This window comes from Arthrobacter sp. UC242_113, assembly GCF_044054585.1.
Taxonomy (GTDB): Bacteria; Actinomycetota; Actinomycetes; order Actinomycetales; family Micrococcaceae; genus Arthrobacter.
Genome location: NZ_CP171968.1, coordinates 906,550 through 924,730 on the forward strand (window position 1 = coordinate 906,550; position 18,181 = coordinate 924,730).

General features: G+C 66.1%; 14 protein-coding genes and 1 pseudogene. 10 read left to right on the forward strand and 5 right to left on the reverse strand.

Annotated elements, in window-relative coordinates:
- Positions 1-26: 26 nt before the first annotated feature.
- Positions 27-3,584: a DNA polymerase III subunit alpha gene (gene dnaE, locus ACHMXB_RS04090; protein WP_395402994.1), complete on the forward strand. Its 3,558-nt coding sequence runs from the start codon at positions 27-29 to the stop codon at positions 3,582-3,584.
- A gap of 12 nt (positions 3,585-3,596) precedes the next feature.
- On the opposite strand, the gene ACHMXB_RS04095 is transcribed toward dnaE, so the two are convergent.
- Positions 3,597-4,055 carry a flavin reductase family protein gene (locus ACHMXB_RS04095; RefSeq protein WP_190603660.1) on the reverse strand — a complete coding sequence of 153 codons (459 nt, stop codon included), beginning with the start codon at positions 4,053-4,055 and terminating at the stop codon, positions 3,597-3,599.
- Between the two features lie 193 nt (positions 4,056-4,248).
- Between ACHMXB_RS04095 and ACHMXB_RS04100 the strand changes: the two genes are divergently transcribed.
- From ACHMXB_RS04100 to nrdR, 3 genes are all read left to right on the forward strand, one after another.
- Positions 4,249-4,827, forward strand: a complete 579-nt coding sequence (locus tag ACHMXB_RS04100) for a hypothetical protein (RefSeq protein WP_395402996.1) — start codon at positions 4,249-4,251, stop codon at positions 4,825-4,827.
- Positions 4,828-4,893: 66 nt separating this feature from the next.
- The gene (gene hisD / locus ACHMXB_RS04105; RefSeq protein ID WP_395402998.1) at positions 4,894-6,270 is read left to right on the forward strand and encodes a histidinol dehydrogenase; all 1,377 of its coding nucleotides are present in this window, start codon (positions 4,894-4,896) and stop codon (positions 6,268-6,270) included.
- Positions 6,271-6,380: 110 nt separating this feature from the next.
- Complete coding sequence (gene nrdR, locus ACHMXB_RS04110; protein ID WP_395403000.1) at positions 6,381-6,965, forward strand: transcriptional regulator NrdR; 585 nt, start codon at positions 6,381-6,383, stop codon at positions 6,963-6,965.
- Between the two features lie 165 nt (positions 6,966-7,130).
- Here the strand turns inward: nrdR and ppgK are convergent, their stop codons facing one another.
- The gene (gene ppgK / locus ACHMXB_RS04115; protein ID WP_111903643.1) at positions 7,131-7,934 is read right to left on the reverse strand and encodes a polyphosphate--glucose phosphotransferase; all 804 of its coding nucleotides are present in this window, start codon (positions 7,932-7,934) and stop codon (positions 7,131-7,133) included.
- Positions 7,935-8,014: 80 nt separating this feature from the next.
- Positions 8,015-8,893 carry a type I methionyl aminopeptidase gene (map, locus tag ACHMXB_RS04120; RefSeq protein ID WP_395403002.1) on the reverse strand — a complete coding sequence of 293 codons (879 nt, stop codon included), beginning with the start codon at positions 8,891-8,893 and terminating at the stop codon, positions 8,015-8,017.
- Between the two features lie 125 nt (positions 8,894-9,018).
- On the opposite strand from map, the gene ACHMXB_RS04125 reads away from it, so the two are divergent.
- The gene (locus tag ACHMXB_RS04125; protein ID WP_395403004.1) at positions 9,019-9,183 is read left to right on the forward strand and encodes an SPOR domain-containing protein; all 165 of its coding nucleotides are present in this window, start codon (positions 9,019-9,021) and stop codon (positions 9,181-9,183) included.
- Positions 9,184-9,204: 21 nt separating this feature from the next.
- Here the strand turns inward: ACHMXB_RS04125 and panB are convergent, their stop codons facing one another.
- Positions 9,205-10,110, reverse strand: coding sequence for a 3-methyl-2-oxobutanoate hydroxymethyltransferase (gene panB, locus ACHMXB_RS04130; protein ID WP_395403006.1), 906 nt, complete (start codon positions 10,108-10,110; stop codon positions 9,205-9,207).
- Positions 10,111-10,351: 241 nt separating this feature from the next.
- Here panB and glnA (ACHMXB_RS04135) point away from each other — a divergent pair, with 241 nt between their 5' ends.
- The 5 genes from glnA (ACHMXB_RS04135) (at position 10,352) to ACHMXB_RS04155 (ending at position 16,436) form a co-directional block, all read left to right on the forward strand.
- Positions 10,352-11,692 carry a type I glutamate--ammonia ligase gene (gene glnA, locus ACHMXB_RS04135; RefSeq protein ID WP_076798006.1) on the forward strand — a complete coding sequence of 447 codons (1,341 nt, stop codon included), beginning with the start codon at positions 10,352-10,354 and terminating at the stop codon, positions 11,690-11,692.
- Between the two features lie 9 nt (positions 11,693-11,701).
- Positions 11,702-14,713 (forward strand): bifunctional [glutamine synthetase] adenylyltransferase/[glutamine synthetase]-adenylyl-L-tyrosine phosphorylase, encoded by a 3,012-nt coding sequence (locus ACHMXB_RS04140; protein WP_395403008.1) that lies wholly within the window; start codon positions 11,702-11,704, stop codon positions 14,711-14,713.
- Positions 14,714-14,734: 21 nt separating this feature from the next.
- Positions 14,735-15,160 carry a VOC family protein gene (locus ACHMXB_RS04145; RefSeq protein ID WP_111903638.1) on the forward strand — a complete coding sequence of 142 codons (426 nt, stop codon included), beginning with the start codon at positions 14,735-14,737 and terminating at the stop codon, positions 15,158-15,160.
- A 6-nt stretch (positions 15,161-15,166) separates the two neighbouring features.
- Positions 15,167-15,682, forward strand: coding sequence for a GNAT family N-acetyltransferase (locus ACHMXB_RS04150; RefSeq protein WP_395403010.1), 516 nt, complete (start codon positions 15,167-15,169; stop codon positions 15,680-15,682).
- Between the two features lie 277 nt (positions 15,683-15,959).
- Positions 15,960-16,436, forward strand: coding sequence for a hypothetical protein (locus ACHMXB_RS04155; protein WP_395403012.1), 477 nt, complete (start codon positions 15,960-15,962; stop codon positions 16,434-16,436).
- Between the two features lie 118 nt (positions 16,437-16,554).
- Here ACHMXB_RS04155 and glnA (ACHMXB_RS04160) read toward each other — a convergent pair.
- Positions 16,555-17,978, reverse strand: a pseudogene (gene glnA, locus ACHMXB_RS04160) (type I glutamate--ammonia ligase).
- Positions 17,979-18,181 lie beyond the last annotated feature (203 nt).

An 18,181-nucleotide genomic window follows, 5' to 3' on the forward strand; every position in this document is an offset into this window, starting at 1 on the left:
CGGTGGGTCGGCACTAGAATAGTGCGGTGACTTCCAGCAATGACTCGTTCGTACATCTCCACACCCACACCGAGTACTCGATGCTGGACGGCGCCGCCAGGCTCGGTGAGCTGTTCGACGAAACCGAGCGGCTGGGCATGCCTGCGCTGGCGACTACCGACCACGGCTACCTCTTCGGCGCCTTCGACTTCTGGCGGAAGGCCACCGACAAGGGCATCAAGCCCATCATCGGCGTCGAAGCGTATGTGACCCCCGGGACTGCGCGGGGCGACAAGGGCCGCGTCCGCTGGGGCGACGAGAGCCAGCGCAAGGACGACGTTTCCGGTGGTGGCTCGTACACCCATATGACCCTGCTGAGCTACAACAACGTGGGCATGCGGAACCTGTTCCGTGCCTCCTCGATCGCCTCCCTTGATTCGGTGTTCGGCAAGTGGCCGCGGCTGGACCGCGAACTGCTGAACACATACTCGGAAGGGCTCATCGCCACCACCGGCTGCCCGTCCGGCGAGGTCCAGACCCGGCTGCGGCTCGGCCAGTACCGCGAGGCCCTGGAAGCCGCCGCGGAGTTCCGTGACATCTTCGGCGCGGAGAACTACTTCTGCGAACTCATGGACCACGGCCTGGACATTGAACGCCGCGTCACCGGCGATCTCCTGCGGCTGGCCAAGGACCTGAACCTGCCGCTCGTTGCCACCAACGACCTGCATTACACGCATGAACACGACGCCAAGGCGCACGAGGCCCTGCTGGCGATTCAGTCCGGCTCGACGCTGCTCGAACCCACCTATGACAACGGCGGCTCCCGTTTCGCGTTCTCCGGAAGCGGCTACTACCTGAAGTCGCCGCAGGAAATGCGCGAGCTGTTCCGCGACCACCCCGAGGCGTGCGACAACACGCTGCTGATCGCAGAGCGGTGTGAGGTGTCCTTCAACACCGGCGCCAACTATATGCCCCGGTTCCCGTGCCCCGAGGGCGAGGATGAAACCTCCTGGCTGGTCAAGGAGGTCGACAAGGGGCTGCATTACCGCTACCCGAAGGGCATTCCGGACAATGTCCGCAAGCAGGCCGACTACGAGCTGGAAGTCATCACCTCGATGGGCTTCCCGGGCTACTTCCTCGTGGTGGCCGACTTCATCAACTGGGCCAAGAACAACGGCATCCGGGTGGGTCCCGGACGTGGTTCGGGTGCAGGCTCCATGGTGGCCTACGCCATGCGCATCACCGACCTGGATCCGCTGCACCACGGCCTGATCTTCGAGCGCTTCCTGAACCCGGACCGCGTCTCCATGCCCGACTTCGACGTCGACTTCGATGACCGGCGCCGTTCCGAGGTCATCGACTATGTGACGCGCAAGTACGGCGACGAGCGCGTGGCCATGATCGTCACCTACGGCACCATCAAGACCAAGCAGGCGCTGAAGGACTCCTCGCGCGTGCTCGGCTACCCCTTCAGCATGGGTGAGACGCTGACCAAGGCCCTGCCGCCGGCGGTGATGGCGAAGGATATTCCGCTTGCCGACATCCAGAACAAGGATGCCAAGCGGTACAGCGAGGCGGGGGATTTCCGGCAGCTGATCAGCACGGATCCCGAGGCCGCCAAGGTTTTCGAAACCGCGCTGGGCATCGAGGGCCTGAAGCGGCAATGGGGTGTTCACGCGGCCGGCGTGATCATGTCCTCGGACCCCATCATCGACGTGATTCCGATTATGCGCCGTTTCCAGGACGGCCAGGTCATCACGCAGTTCGACTATCCGACGTCCGAAGGCCTCGGCCTGATCAAGATGGACTTCCTCGGGCTGCGAAACCTGACGATCATTTCGGACGCCCTGGAAAACATCAAGATGAACCGCGGCGTCGACCTGGACCTTGAAACGCTGGAGCTGGATGACGCGGCGTCCTATGAGCTGCTGGCCCGCGGCGACACGCTGGGCGTGTTCCAGCTCGACGGCGGTCCCATGCGGTCCCTGCTCAAACTCATGAAGCCTGACAACTTCGAAGACATCTCCGCCGTCCTGGCGCTGTACCGGCCGGGACCGATGGGCGCCAACGCGCACACCGACTACGCCCTGCGCAAGAACAAGATCCAGGACGTCATCCCGATCCACCCGGAGCTCGAGGAACCGCTGAAGGAGATCCTGGGCGGAACGTTCGGCCTGATCGTCTACCAGGAGCAGGTCATGGCCGTGGCGCAGAAGCTGGCCGGCTACTCGCTGGGCCAGGCAGACATTTTGCGCCGCGCCATGGGCAAGAAGAAGAAGTCCGAGCTGGACAAGCAGTTCGCCGGCTTCTCGCAGGGCATGCAGGACAACGGCTACTCCATGGAGGCCGTCAAGACTCTGTGGGACATCCTGCTGCCCTTCTCCGACTACGCCTTCAACAAGGCGCACTCGGCGGCGTATGGCGTGATTTCCTACTGGACCGCGTACCTGAAGGCCCACTATGCGCCGGAGTACATGGCCGCGCTCCTGACCTCCGTCGGCGACGACAAGGACAAGTCCGCCATTTACCTCAACGAATGCCGGCGCATGGGCATCACCGTGCTGCCGCCGGACGTCAACGAGTCGGCCCTGAACTTCACCCCGGTGGGGGAGGACATCCGCTTCGGCATGGGCGCCATCCGCAACGTCGGCGTCAACGCAGTTGAGGCCATGGTGGCCGCCCGCACGAGCGAGGGCGCCTACACCTCGTTCAAGGACTACCTCATGAAGGTGCCGGCCGTGGTGTGCAACAAGCGCACCATCGAATCCCTGATCAAGGCCGGAGCCTTCGATTCGTTGGGCCACCACCGCCGCGCCCTTGCCATGGTCCACGAAGAAGCCATCGACTCCGTCATCACCCTCAAACGCAACGAGGCGATCGGCCAGTTCGACCTGTTCGCCGGCTTCGATGAAGCTGAGTCCGAAGCGTCGCTCAGCATCGAGATTCCCGACCTGCCGGAATGGGAGAAGAAGGACAAGCTCGCGTTCGAGCGGGACATGCTGGGACTGTACGTCTCAGACCACCCGCTGCAGGGCCTGGAAGGGGTCCTGAGCCAGCACGCCGACCAGTCCATCACGTCGATCATCGCGGAGGACGGGCCGCACGACGGCGCCATCATCACCATCGCGGGCATGATCACCTCGCTGAGCCGCCGGATCGCGAAGGCCAGCGGCAACGCCTACGCCCGGGCGGAGATCGAGGACCTCGGCGGTTCCATGGAGGTCATGTTCTTCGGCCAGGTCTACGGGCCGATTGCCTCGGTTCTGGCCGAGGACCTGATCGTGGTGGTCAAGGGCCGGCTGCAGCGGCGCGACGACGGTGCCGTGACCCTGAACTGCATGGAGCTCTCCGTCCCGGACCTCAGCCAGGGCACCAACGGACCTCTGGTGATCACCATGCAGACGCACAAGGCCACCGAGGCCGTGGTCACGGAGCTGGGGGACGTGCTGCGCAACCACCGGGGCAACTCCGAGGTCCGGGTGAACCTGCAGGGCGACAGCCGCATCGAGGTCATGGCGCTTCCCGTGCACCTGCGGGTAAACCCCAACCCGTCGCTGTTCGGGGACCTGAAGGTGCTGCTGGGCCCGGCCTGCCTGGACGCCTAGCTTCGCGGGTTCTCAGATTTCGTAGTCCAGCGGAACCGGCTGCCCGTACGTTCCGGAGTGGTACAGCAGCGGCGAGCCGTCCTCGCCAACCTGCCCTTCCACCACTTCGACCACCACGACGGCGTTGTTCTCAAACGACAGGCGCATCTGGATCTTGCCGATCAGCCAGCCGGCAACGTCCTTGAGCACCGGCACATCATGGGGTCCGTGGGCCCAGTGGTCGCCGGCGAAGCGTTCCTTGGTGCGCGCGAACCGGTCGGCCAGCTCCTGGTTCTCCAGCCCGAGCATGTGCACGCCAATGTACGTGGTGTTGGCCACCGCCGGCCACGAGCTGGAACTGCGTGCCATGTTGAAGGTGAAGCGCGGGGGTTTGGCGGAAAGCGAGGCGACGGAGGTTGCCGTGAAGCCGTAGGGGACACCGTCGTAGTTCACGGTGATGATGGCTACGCCCGCTGCGTGCCGGCGGAACATCTCTTTGAACGTGCCCTCGAAGGCGACATCATCTGAGGTCACTGGAATCGATCTCCCTACTGCATTCGTGCCGGTTGAGTCTCTAGTACAAGACTATGGGGCTTCCGGGCGGATGGGAGATCCCTTGGCCGGCAGACACATGCCGCGGAGTGCCGGCGAACATTTGCCAGTTAACATTTGTTAGCGTTTCTTCATGACCCAGCCTGCACCCGTCCCTCCGGCCCTCTCCTCCAAAGAGGCCCACGGTGCCCGGCGGCGACCCGGCAGGGGCTACGCATGGGCGGCCGCAATCCTCGGTGCCGGCATCCCCGCCGGGCTCCTCTGGTGGCTCCTGGCCCCGGGCGGGCAAAACCTCCTATCGGGGGACTCCGTGCTGTCGTCCGGAACCAACAGCCAGGGCTGGCTGCCCCGGGATCTGGTCCTGGCGGGATTGTTTGTGTTCGCCGGCTGCCTGGTGGCTGTGCTGTTGTCCGGCCGCCGCGACGGCGGGACGCGGCAGTTTCTGTTGCTGTCCGTCGCGGCAAGCGCAGCGGCAGCTGTCCTGGCGTGGCAGACCGGCGTGCTGGCGGGCCGCTGGCTGGGAGCTCCGCAGGACACGTCGGCGAACGCCAGTGTGGCCTTTTCACTGCGGTCCCTGACTGTCCTTGTCCTCTGGCCGGCGGCGGTTGCCGCCGGATTCTTCGTCCTGCGCATCATCGGCCTCCTCCGCGCTTCCGTGGACCGGTACCCGGACGACAGCGGCGACGGCGGTGACGGCCGCGCGTGGCAGTAGCAGCGGCAGTACCGCGTGGCAGTAACACTCGTCGGGGCGCGGGGCCGCGGCGCGTAAAATGAACGGGTGACCACTTCTCCGGACAGCTCCGCACGCCCGAATGCCCCCGTCGTCGATTTCCGAACCGTTGACCTGCGCGGCCGCAGTCTCAGCCTGGCCGAACTCCGCGAGGCGGTGCCGCGGGCACGGCAGCAGACAGTCGCAGACGCCGAGCAGAAGGTCACCGACATCATCACGGCCGTCCGCCAGCGCGGCTTTGCCGCCCTTGCGGACTTCGCCCGGACGTTCGACGGCGTGGAGCAGACGCACCCGCGCGTTCCGGCCGAGGCACTGCAGTCAGCCCTCGACGGCCTGGACCCGGCGGTGCGTTCGGCCCTAGAGGAGTCCATCAGCCGTGCGCGCCGGTTTGCAGACGGCCAGCGCCCGGCCGACGTCGACATCTCTCTGGGCGACGGCGCAGTGGTAAGCCAGAAATGGGTGCCCGTGGCACGCGTGGGCCTGTACGTCCCCGGCGGCCTGGCGGTCTACCCGTCGTCGGTGATCATGAACGTGGTTCCGGCGCTGGCCGCCGGGGTGAAATCGATCGCACTCGCCTCGCCGCCCCAGAAGGACTTTGGCGGCCTTCCGCACCCCACCATCCTGGCCGCTGCAGCGCTGCTCGGGATTGATGAGGTTTATGCAATCGGCGGAGCCCAGGCGATCGCCGCCTTCGCCTACGGCGTGCCGGGCGGATCAGGGACACCCGCTCTCGAACCCGTCGACGTCGTGACCGGGCCCGGGAACATCTTCGTCGCCACGGCCAAGCGCCTCGTCAAGGGCGTGGTGGGGATCGATTCCGAGGCGGGCACCACGGAAATTGCCATCCTCGCGGACTCCACGGCCCGCCCGGCCTTCGTTGCCGCCGACCTGATCAGCCAGGCCGAGCACGATCCGAAGGCTGCCTCCGTGCTGATTACCGACTCCCTTCAGCTCGCCGCAGAAGTCCGTGAGGAGCTGGACCTGCAGGCTGCATCCACCAAGCACAGCCAGCGTGTCCGCGAGGCACTTTCAGGCCCGCAGTCCGGCGTCGTGCTTGTAGACGACCTCGACCAGGGGATCGCGGCGTGCGACGCCTACGCGGCCGAGCACCTGGAGATCATGACCGCGGACGCCCCCGCTGTGGCGGCGCGGATCCGGAACGCGGGCGCCATTTTCGTCGGCGACTACAGCCCCGTCAGCCTCGGCGACTACTGCGCCGGCTCCAACCACGTGCTGCCCACCAGCGGTACCGCGGCCTTTTCGTCCGGGCTGAACGTCACCACGTTCCTGCGCGCCATCCAGGTGATCAACTACTCGGAGGCGGCGCTGGGGCAAGTCAGTGGTCACATCGTCAGCCTCTCCGGTGCGGAGGACCTCCCTGCGCACGGCGACGCGGTCACGGTCCGTTTCCAGACGGGCAGCTGACCACTATATGTAGGGACCGCCCACTACATGTAGTAATTACAGGCTTGTTATTCGGCTATATGTGGCCATAGACTGGTGCTAGAAGCTTCGCCAAGGAAGGGTGGAAAAACGTGTACTGTCCGTTTTGCCGCAACCCTGATTCACGCGTGGTGGACAGCCGGATGGCCGACGACGGTTCAGCCATCCGCCGCCGCCGGCAGTGCCCCGAGTGCGGTCGCCGCTTCACCACGGTGGAGACCACCAGCCTGTCCGTGATCAAACGCTCCGGCGTGGGCGAGCCCTTCAGCCGCAGCAAGGTCATCAACGGTGTCCGCAAGGCCTGCCAGGGCCGGCCCGTGAGCGAGGACGACCTCGCGATGCTGGCGCAGGAAGTCGAGGAGAACATCCGGGCCTCGGGCGCGGCGGAAATTGACGCCCACGAGGTTGGGCTGATCATCCTGGGGCCGCTGCAGAAGCTGGACAAGGTGGCCTACCTCCGTTTCGCCAGTGTTTATCAGGCCTTTGAATCACTTGAGGATTTCGAATCGGCCATTGCGCTGCTCCGGCACGAGTCCGACGTCGACGCCAAAGCAGCAACTGGCAAGGTGGACGGCAAGGGCTCCGAAGCCAAGAACGCCGATGGCAAGAACACCGAAGCCAAGAGCTCCGAGGCCAAGAGCTCCGAGGCCAAGAACACCGCGAAGAGCACGCTCTAAAGTCTCCGGTGGCGGCAGCGGAGGGGAAGCCGCAGCCGCCACCGGCTCCAGTGCAAACATCAGCTTTACGTAAAAACACCGAAGGCGGCAGACTGCGGGTCTGCCGCCTTCGGTGTGTCCTCAGGCTAACGCCTGCGGGCCGCGCTGACCGCGGCCCGCGCGGGTCTATTTCGCCAGTTCGTGCTTGACGGCGATCTCCAGGGCAGCGCCCACGATGCCGGCCTCGTTCTTCAGCTCAGCGGGAACGATCGGGGTGCGCAGCTTCATGCGCGGCAGGTACTCATCGGCGCGCTTGGAGATACCGCCGCCGACGATGAAGAGCTCGGGGGAGAACAGGAACTCGACATGGGAGAAGTAACGCTGCAGCAGCACGCTGTACTCCTCCCAGCTGAGGCCGTCCCGTTCACGGGCCACCGCTGACGCCTTGCTTTCAGCGTCGAAGCCGTCGACCTCCAGGTGGCCGAGTTCGGCGTTGGGCACCAGGTGGCCGTTGAAGATGAACGCCGACCCGATGCCGGTGCCGAGCGTGATGACCAGGACGGTGCCGCCGATTCCGGCACCCGCACCATACCGGGCTTCGGCCAGGCCGGCCGCGTCGGCGTCGTTGATGACCTCCACGGGGCGGCCCAGGCGGGCCGTGAGCAGCGCATCAATGTCCGTGTTGAGCCAGCTCTTGTCCACGTTGGCGGCAGAGTGGACCACGCCGTGCTGGATGATGCCGGGGAAGGTCACGCCGATGGGGCTGTCGGCCTCGGGTGCGTCGGGGCGTGCCGAGAGTTCCTCGACAACCTTGGCCACCACCTCGACCACCGCTTCCGGTGTGGCCGGCTGCGGCGTCGCCAGGCGGAAGCGATCGCCGATCAGTTTGCCCTTCTTCAGGTCGACGATGCCGCCCTTGATTCCGGTTCCGCCGATGTCAATGCCGATCAGCGGGGCGTGCTTGCGGGTCTTTTCGTCCTTCTTGGCCAATGGGATTCCGTTCGTGGCAGGGTAGGGGCTCGGGTTGGGCAAGGGTGACTTGCCGGAATGACGCGGGCGGTTGCCTGGCGTCAGGGAAGGGTAAGGATCTCGGCGCCGGTTTCGGTGACGAGGAGTGTGTGTTCGAACTGCGCAGTGCGCTTGTGGTCCTTGGTGACCACGGTCCAGTCGTCGGCCCACATGTCCCACTCGATGGTGCCGAGGGTGAGCATGGGCTCGATGGTGAACACCATGCCGGGCTCGATCACGGTGTTGTAGGCCGGTGCGGCGTCGTAGTGCGGGATGATCAGCCCGGTGTGGAAGGCCTCGCCCACGCCGTGTCCGGTGAAGTCGCGGACCACGCCGTAGCCGAAACGCTTGGCGTAGGACTCGATGGCCCGGCCAATCACGTTGATCTCGCGTCCCGGGGCAACGGCCTTAATGGCCCGGTTGAGGGACTCCCTCGTGCGTTCGACCAGCAGCCGCGACTCCTCGTCCACGTCGCCCACGAGGAACGTGTGGTTGGTGTCGCCGTGGACCCCGCCGATGAAGGCGGTGATGTCGATGTTGATGATGTCGCCGTCCTGCACCACCGTGCTGTCCGGGATGCCGTGGCAGATGACCTCATTCAGCGACGAGCACAGGGACTTGGGGAAACCGCGGTACCCCAGTGTGGAGGGGTAGGCGTTGTGCTCCAGCAGGAACTCGTGGCCGATGCGGTCCAGCTCGTCGGTGGTGACGCCTGGCCGGATGTGCTTGCCCACCTCCACGATGGCCTGGGCGGCGATCCTGCTGGCCACCCGGACCTTCTCGATGGTTTCCGGTGACTTTACCTCTGACCCGGTGAATTTGGCCGGACCTGGCTTGCCGACATACTCCGGCCGCGCGATCGACGCGGGAACGGCCCGCTGCGGGCTGATCGTTCCCGGGGTAAGCGTGCCGGTGGGTGCGGTCGAGGCTAAGGAAGGCATAGATTGATCATATAAGGCAGTACAGAACGCCATGTAAATTAATGCGGCCCGCGGCTGACGTTGCGGGTTACGTTACGTGGATCACGGCGGCAGTGTGCTGCTGACCCGGAAAGCGAGGAACACCGATGCCCGAGTACTGGTACAACGTCAAGACCCACATGGTGGAGGAAGACGCGATGTCGGACTGGACCCAGCTGATCGGTCCCTACAAGACCCGGGAAGAGGCGGAACACGCCCTCGAGAAGGTCAAGGCGCGCAACGAAACCTGGGACAAGGGCGACGACGACTGATCTTTGGGGCGCCCAGGCCCTCTAGAACGAATGTTCCGGTCCGGGGAACTGCCCGGACCGGACATCCTCGCCGTAGGCCTTGGCCGCGTCGCTCAGCACGGTCCTGAGGTCCGCATACTGCTTGACGAATTTGGCCATCCTGCCGCCGCGGAACCCGGCCATGTCCTGCCAGACCAGAACCTGCCCGGTGGTGGCATTGCCTGCGCCGATGCCGATGGTGGGCACCGGAATGGCAGCGTCCACGGCCTTTGCCGTCTCAGCGGGAACCATTTCCATGAGCACGCTGAAAACACCGGCGTCGGTCAGCGCCGCAGCGTCCTCCACCAGCCGCGAGGCGTCGTCGCCCCGGCCCTGCACGCGGTAGCCGCCCAGGGAGTGCTCACTCTGGGGCGTGAAGCCTATGTGCGCCATGACCGGAATGCCTGCCTGGACCATGGCCCTGACGGTTTCGGCGTAGAACTTGCCGCCCTCGATCTTCACTGCATGCGCCAGGCCCTCCTTAAGGAAGCGCACGCCGGTGGCCACAGCCTGCTGCGGCGAAACCTCGTAGCTGCCGAAGGGAAGATCCGCCACCACCAGGGCGCGCTTGGCTGAACGCGCGACCGCGCGGCACAGCGGCAGCAGCTCATCGACGGTGACGGGAAGGCTGGTTTCGTTGCCGAAGACATTGTTGGACGCGGAGTCGCCCACCAGCAAAACCTCGATGCCGGCCTGGTCGAAGATTTCTGCCGTGTACTGGTCATACGCCGTGAGCATGGCGAAGTGTTCGCCGCTGGTCTTGGCCTGCTGCAGGTGGTGCGTGCGGATCCGGGAGAGCGGCTTCCGTCCGGATTCCGCCGGCGGCGCTGCGGCTGCCGCGGGGCCGCTCCCGTAAGGAGCAGGTACTTCAGCGGACATGCTTGGATCGGGACTGCTGCTTGAGGCCATGGCTAGAGCGTAGTCCGGGACCCGCCGTGCTAGCCACCGGCCGGCAGCGGACCACTGGTGATTCGCGTCATAACGGGGGCCCGTCCGGGGCTGCCCGGTCTGCGGCTGAGTGTTAACGCTGTGTTACGCGCTGCAGCCCCGCCAGCATCACGCCTAAATGCTTAGTAAAGTGATTCGTGAGCTGCCGCTGCTCCGTCGTGGACGGACCGGGGCATGAACGTAGACCGGAAAAGAGGCCTTCATGGACCGCCAGCAAGAGTTTGTCCTGCGCACGATCGAAGAGCGCGACGTACGCTTTGTGCGCCTGTGGTTCACCGACGTCGTAGGCTCGCTCAAGTCGGTGGCCCTGGCTCCTGCCGAGGTCGAAGGCGCCTTCGACGAAGGCCTGGGCTTTGACGGCTCGGCCATCGAGGGCCTCGCCCGCGTCTTCGAATCGGACATGCTGGCCCAGCCGGACCCGTCCACGTTCCAGATCCTTCCGTGGCGGGGCGAGACCGAGCAGACGTCCCGGATGTTCTGCGACATCCTTACTCCCGACGGCGAACCCTCGGCAGCGGATCCGCGCAACGTCCTCAAGCGCACCCTGGCCAAGGCAGCCGACATGGGGTTCACGTGCTACACGCACCCCGAGATCGAGTTCTACCTGCTCAAGTCGCAGGAACCCGGCCCCGACGGTTCGCCCATTCCGGTGGACGAGGGCGGCTACTTTGACCACGTCCCCGGTGGCGTGGCCCAGGACTTCCGCCGCACTGCGGTGACCATGCTGGAATCGGTGGGCATCTCCGTGGAGTTCAGCCACCACGAGGCCGGGCCGGGCCAGAACGAAATCGACCTGCGCTACGCGGACGCCCTGCAGACGGCGGACAACATCATGACCTTCCGGACCGTCATCAAGGAGGTGGCGCTGCAGCAGGGCACGTACGCCACCTTCATGCCCAAGCCCTTCACGGCCCACCCGGGTTCCGGCATGCACACGCACTTCTCGCTCTTCGAAGGTGACACCAACGCCTTCTTCGAGGCAGGGGCGGAGTTCCAGCTTTCCAAGACGGCGCGCCAGTTCATTGCCGGCATCCTCAAGCACGCCCCCGAATTCACCGCGGTCACCAACCAGTTCGTCAACTCCTACAAGCGCCTCTGGGGCGGGGGAGAAGCGCCCAGCTACCTGAGCTGGGGGCACAACAACCGCTCCGCCCTGGTCCGCGTCCCGCTGTACAAGCCGGGCAAGGGACAGTCAGCCCGGATCGAATACCGCGGCATCGACTCGGCCGCCAATCCCTACCTTGCCTACGCCGTGCTCCTGGGCGCCGGACTGAAGGGCATCGAGGAGGGCTACGAACTGCCGGCAGCGGCGGAGGACGACATCTGGTCGCTGAGCTCTGCCGAGCGCCGGGCGATGGGCCACGATCCCCTTCCTGCCAGCCTGCATGACGCCATCCGTGCCATGGAGGACTCGGAACTGATGCCGCAGATTCTGGGCGAGCAGGTCTTCGAGCACTTCCTGCGCAACAAGCGGGCCGAGTGGCAGGACTACCGCCTGCAGGTGACCCCCTATGAGCTGCAGCGCAACCTCGCCATCCTTTAGGCGGCCGCGGTGAGCTTGGCCCGCCGGCTCATCACCGCCGGCTTCAGCGACCTCGAGAAGGGCGAACGGTTCCTTGCCGCCCCCGAGCTGGAGGGCATTGACCGGGACATCCTGTTTGCCGGCCTGCAGCTGGCGGCGAACCCGGACGCCGCCCTGCAGTCCCTGGTCCGGCTGATCGAGAAGCACCCGGACCTGCGGAAGCTGGCAGCGGCCGACACCGAGGTGAGCGAACCGCTCTACCGGGTCCTGGGCGCCAGCGAGGCGCTCGGCGAATTCCTCATCCGGCACCCGGAGCACCTGGACGCCTTCAGCGTGACCGCAAGCCCGGAACCGCTCCAGGCCGATCCAGCCGAGCTGCGTGCCACGCTGCTCAGGTCGGTGCGCGCGGACCCCACCGCGGCCCGGCCGGTGGCGGGCATCTCCGGCCCGGAGGCCTACGAGGCACTCCGCACCGCCTACCGCAGGGGCGTGGTGGACCTCGCCGTCAAGGACCTCTGCGCCGCTGACCCGCTGGACTTCATGCCCGCCGTCGGCGCCGAACTCGCGGATCTGGCCGGGGCGGCCATCGAGGCCGCCCTTGCCGTCTCCCGCGCCGAAGCAGCGGGGAAGTTCGACGCCGGGGAGGTCGCCGACGTCGCACTGTCAGTAATCGGGATGGGCAAGTGCGGAGCCCGGGAACTGAACTACATCTCCGACGTCGATGTCATCTATGTGGTGGAGTCAGGCGAGCTGGACGACGCCCGGGCCAACACCATCGGCACGGCTCTGGCGTCCGGCATCTCGCGCGCCATTTCTTCCCCGGCCCGCGAACCCGGGCTGTGGGAAGTTGACGCCAACCTCCGCCCGGAAGGAAAGTCCGGGCCGCTGGTCCGTACACTCGCCTCGCACCAGAGCTACTACGCCCGCTGGGCGGAAAGCTGGGAGTTCCAGGCGCTCCTGAAGGCACGGACCATCGCGGGAGACGCAGAGCTGGGCGCCCGCTACGAGGAGGCCGTATCGCCGCTCGTCTGGACCTCGGCGAACCGCGACGGATTCGTTGAATCCGTGCAGGCCATGCGCCGCCGCGTCACCGAACACATCCCGCCGGCCGAGGAACAGCGGCAGATCAAGCTCGGCCGGGGCGGGCTGCGCGACGTCGAATTCACCGTCCAGCTCCTCCAGCTCGTCCACGGCAAGTCGGATGAGTCCCTCCGGCGCCGCGACACGACGTCGGCCATCGCCGCGCTGTCGACCGGGGGCTACATCGGCCGGGCGGACGCAGCCGCCTTCGACCACGCCTACCGGTACCTGCGCCTGCTCGAACACCGCATCCAGCTGTTCCAGCTGCGCCGCACACACCTCATGCCGGTCAAGGAGGAACCCCTCCGCACCCTGGCCAAGGCAGTGCTGGGCCCGTTCTCCACGGACCGGCCGCACCCCGACGCCCTGCTGGCCGCGTGGCAGCGGACAAAACGCTCGGTCCGGGAACTCCACGACCGGATCTTCTACCGTCCGCTCCTGAACACGGCCGCCAAGCTGAGCAGCGAGGACGCACGCCTGACGCCGGAAGCGGCGCAGGGCAGGCTCGCGGCGCTCGGTTACCGGGACCCGCAGGGCGCACTCCGCCACATCGAGGCGCTGACGGCCGGGGTCAGCCGGCGCGCGGCCCTGCAGCGGCAGCTGCTGCCCATCCTCCTCGGCTGGCTGGCCGAAGGCGTGGACCCCGACGCCGGGCTGCTTGCCTTCCGCAGGATCAGCGAGTCGCTCGGCACCACGCACTGGTACCTCGGCATGCTCCGCGATTCGGCCGCGGCCGCCGAGCGGCTGTGCCACATGCTGTCCAACTCCCGCCTCATCGCCGACCTCCTGGAAGTGTCGCCGGAATCGGTGTCCTGGCTGGGGACGGACAAGGAACTGGCGCCGCTCGGCTTTGAGGCGCAGTGGCAGGAGATCACCTCCAAGATGTCCCGGCACGCTGATCCGGAAAGCGCCATGCGCCTCATCCGGCTCATCCGCCGGCGTGAAATCCTGCGGATCGCCATCGCGGACAGCGCCGGCCTGCTCGGTCAGGACCAGGTGGGGGAGGCGCTGGCAGAGACTGACCGGGCCGCCATCCTGGGTGCCCTGCGGGTGGCGGAAAACATTGTCTCCGCCACTGGTCCGCTGAAGACATCGGTGCTGGTGGTGGCCATGGGCCGGCAGGGCGGGCTGGAAATCGGCTACGGGTCCGACGCGGACGTCCTTTATGTACACCGGGCGCTGCCCGGAGCCTCGGACGATGAAGCACAGCAGCAGGCCGCGAAGATCGTGGGCCATCTGTCCAGCCTTCTGACGCAGCCGCTCAAGCCGGCGATCATGGCCGAGCGGGTCCTCGCCGTCGACGCCGATCTTCGTCCCGAAGGCAAGAACGGGGCCATGGTGCGGTCCCTGGAGTCCTACGGCGAGTACTACCGCCGCTGGTCGCTCATCTGGGAGGCGCAGGCACTGCTCCGTGCCCGGCCGATCGCCGGTGACGACGGGCTCGCGGCGGACTTCGTGAAGCTGGTCGATCCCATCCGCTACCCGGCCGCCGTCTCCGACGCGGACGTCCGGGAGGTCCGCCGCATCAAAGCGCGGGTGGAGTCCGAGCGGTTGCCCCGCGGCGCGGACCCGGCCAGGCACCTCAAACTGGGACGCGGCGGCCTGAGCGACGTGGAATGGCTCGTGCAGCTGCTGCAGCTCCAGCACGCCGGAAGCCACCCCGAACTGCGCACCACATCCACCCTGAAGGCTCTGCAGGCGGCGGCCTCGCTGGGGCTGCTGGAAGAGGACGACGCCGGCCTGCTGGCCGACGCCTGGCAGCTCGCCAGCCGGATCCGTTCCGCGAACGTGATCTGGACGGGCCGCGCCTCGGACCTGCTGCCCTCCTCACGGCGCGACCTGGAGGCTGTGGCCAGGTGGTGCGGCTACGAGGAAGGGATGGCCACAGCGTTCGAGGAGGACTACCTGCGCGTGAGCCGACGGGCCCGTGCGGTGTTTGAGAAAGTCTTCTACGGCCACTGAACCGGTGCTAGGTTTGGGCGCATGGCTACCCAGATCTTCATGAACCTTCCCGTCCGGGACCTCGACAGGTCCGTGCAGTTCTTCACTGCGCTGGGTTTCAAGTTCAACCAGGACTACACGGATGAGAACGCCACCTGCATGGTGATCAACGACGACGCCTTCGTCATGCTCCTGGTGGAGAAGTTCTTCAAGACGTTCACCGCCAAAGAGATCGTGGACGCAACCTCGGCCACCGAGGCCATCATGGCCTTCTCGGTGGACAGCCGGGAAGAAGTGGACCAGATGGTGGGCAAGGCCCTGGCCGCCGGAGGATCCGAATCGCAGCCGGTGCAGGATTACGGCTTCATGTACAGCCACAGCTTCCAGGATCCGGACGGGCACCTGTGGGAGGTCATGTGGATGGATCCGGCGGGTCCGCCGGCCGACGGGGCGGCGCCTGCTTCCTGACGGATCATGAGACCGGACGTATGGCTCATTCCGTTGCGGGACCTGGATGCCGATGCCCGGGCCATCCAGCTCGGTGCGGTGGCGGAACTGGAACTCGCCCCGGGCCAGCTGGAGTTTGTGGGCGACCCGCTGCGCATGATGCTGGCAGGGCTCGAGGACGGGTCCCGCAGGCCCTATGTCATCGAGGCGGGCGGCAGGGCTGCCGGGGTGCTGACGCTGCAGTCGGGCGCAGCCGGGCTGGCCGGCTGGCCCGACGACGACTCCGCCTGGCTGCTTCGCGGGTTCCTGATCGACAGGCGGTGGCAGCGTCAGGGCCTGGGGCAGGCGGCGGCCTTTGCGGCAGTGGCAGCCGCCGCCAAACTGACGGCCAGGCTGGGAGGCGGCCAAACCGGCGTCGTGCTTTCAGTCAACGAGCGCAACCCAGCCGGGCAAGGAGCCTACCTGAAGGCGGGTTTTGCGGACAAGGGCGTCTATCTGGGCGGCGAGGCCGGTCCGCAGCGGACCATGTACGCCGCCTTCTGAGCGCTGATCCCGCCCCGAGACACCGCAGGACCGTTGCGCCGGCACGGGTGCGTGCCTACGCTGTGTCTTGGCAGTGCACTTCAAACCTTGTTGGGGGGAAGGCTTGAAAGGGTCTTCGTCTCGGAGGCACTCGCCGGAACAGGCTGGCTCCCGGTCTCAGCACGTCGGGGGCCAGCTTCCGGCGCCCCAGCCGGGGCAGGATTTGGCACGGCAGGACGCAGACCATGTCCGGGCGCGTGCGAGGGGCGGCCGTGCCAGGAGGCTCAGGAGGGCCGAGGTGCTGCTCATCGGGGCGGGGGTGGCCGCGACACTCATCGCGGCGGCGTACCAGTACGCCGGGATCAGGAGCACTCTGGAAAGCAGCACCGCTTCATCGCTCTATGCCCAGCAGCAGGAGATCGACAGGATCTTCGTGGACAATGTGGACCTGCAGCCGTACTTCTGGCACCGCCAGGAACTGCCGGACGCCTCGGCCGTCGCCGATCCTGCGGCGAAGCGGGCCGCGCAGCAGCTGGCGGGGCGGGCCGAAGCGACGGCCCACCGCATCCTGGACCACTTCGCCCATCTGAAGTACCAGATGGGAACGCAGGCCTTTACCTCTGAGCGGGCGGACTGGGAATCCTACATCCGGCGGAGCTTCGCGGACTCACTCATTCTGTGCCGCGCGCTGCGGGATGACCGTGAAGCCTTCGGCGGCACTGGGCCGGATTCCCTCTGGGGACGGTACGCCGAGGAAGCCTGCCGGGGCACGTGACCGAGGACGGGCACCTAACCGGAAACGGGCACTGACCGGTAGAACGGCCAAGGGCGGCCACCGGTCAGTAACCGGTGGCCGCCCTTGGCGGAGTCAGGAATGTCTCCCTGAGATCGGACTAGACGCCGTAGTAGAGCTCGAACTCGTAGGGGTTCGGGCGCAGGGACAGCGGGCGGATCTCGTTCTCGTACTTGTACTCGATCCAGGTGTCGATCAGGTCCTGGGTGAACACGCCGCCGGCCTGCAGGAACTCGTTGTCCTCAGCCAGTGCCTGCAGTGCTTCCTCGAGGGTGCCCGGAGCCTTGGGGATGTCCTTGGCTTCCTCGGCGGGGAGCTCGTAGAGGTCCTTGTCGATCGGAGCCGGCGGCTCGATGCGGTTGCGGATGCCGTCGATGCCGGCCATCAGCTGGGCAGCGAAGGCCAGGTACGGGTTGGAGGAGGGGTCCGGAGCGCGGAACTCGATGCGCTTGGCCTTCGGGTTGGAGCCCGTGATCGGGATACGGATACCGGCGGAACGGTTGCCCTGCGAGTAGACCATGTTGACCGGGGCTTCGAAGCCCTTGACCAGGCGGCGGTAGAGTTAACCGTCGGGTTGGTGAACGCGAGGACGGCGTCGGCGTGCTTCAGCAGGCCGCCGATGTACCAGCGGGCGGTGTCGGACAGGCCGGCGTAGCCCTTCTCGTCGTAGAACAGCGGATCGCCGTTGCTCCACAGCGACTGGTGGCAGTGCATGCCCGAGCCGTTGTCACCGAAGACCGGCTTCGGCATGAAGGTGACGGACTTGCCCCAGGCGTCGGCGGTGTTCTTGATGACGTACTTGAACTTCTGCAGGTCATCAGCCGCGTGGGTCAGCGTGGTGAACTTGTAGTTGATCTCGGCTTGGCCGGCGGAGCCAACTTCGTGGTGGCTGCGCTCGACTTCGAGGCCGGCCTCGTCCAGGGCAACACACATGGCGTCGCGCAGGTCGGCCTGCTTGTCGGTCGGGGAAACCGGGAAGTAACCGCCCTTGATGGGGGTCTTGTAGCCCAGGTTGCCGCCTTCTTCCTCGCGGCCCGTGTTCCAGTGAGCTTCTTCGGAGTCGATCTTGTAGAAGCTGCCCTCGGGGGAGGACTGGTACTGGACGTTGTCGAACACGAAGAACTCGGCTTCGGGGGCGAAGAACGCGGTGTCGGCGATGCCGGTGGAGGCAAGGTAGGCTTCAGCCTTCTCTGCCACACCACGCGGGTCGCGGTGGTAGGGGTCACCCGTGCGGGGGTTCACGATGGAGAAGTTCAGCGCAAGGGTCTTTTCCATGCGGAACGTGTCCAGGAACGCGGTGGTGACGTCCGGAATGAGCTGCATGTCAGACTCGGCGATGCCCTGGAAGCCGCGGATGGAGGAACCATCGAAGAGCTGGCCGTTGACGAAGAAGTCGGCGTCAACGCTCTTGGCGGGCACGTTGAAGTGCTGCTGAACGCCGGGGAGGTCGGTGAAGCGGATATCGATAAACCGAATATCTTCATCTTTGATGAACTTGAGGACTTCGTCCGCAGTCTTGAACATCTATGCTCCTTACGCATATGTAATAACTGGCTAGAAAGCCAAGTGGTCCAGCGCAATCCAATGGGCGGAAACACAAAAGTGCCCCGCTCCAGGTTCGCTAGCAACTGTTACCACCCTAGGGATTCGGGATTTCCCGTCCGTGTCCGCTTTGTTTCCGGCAGGTTACAGAACCTACTGATATGTAAACGCTATACGGTGTCCAC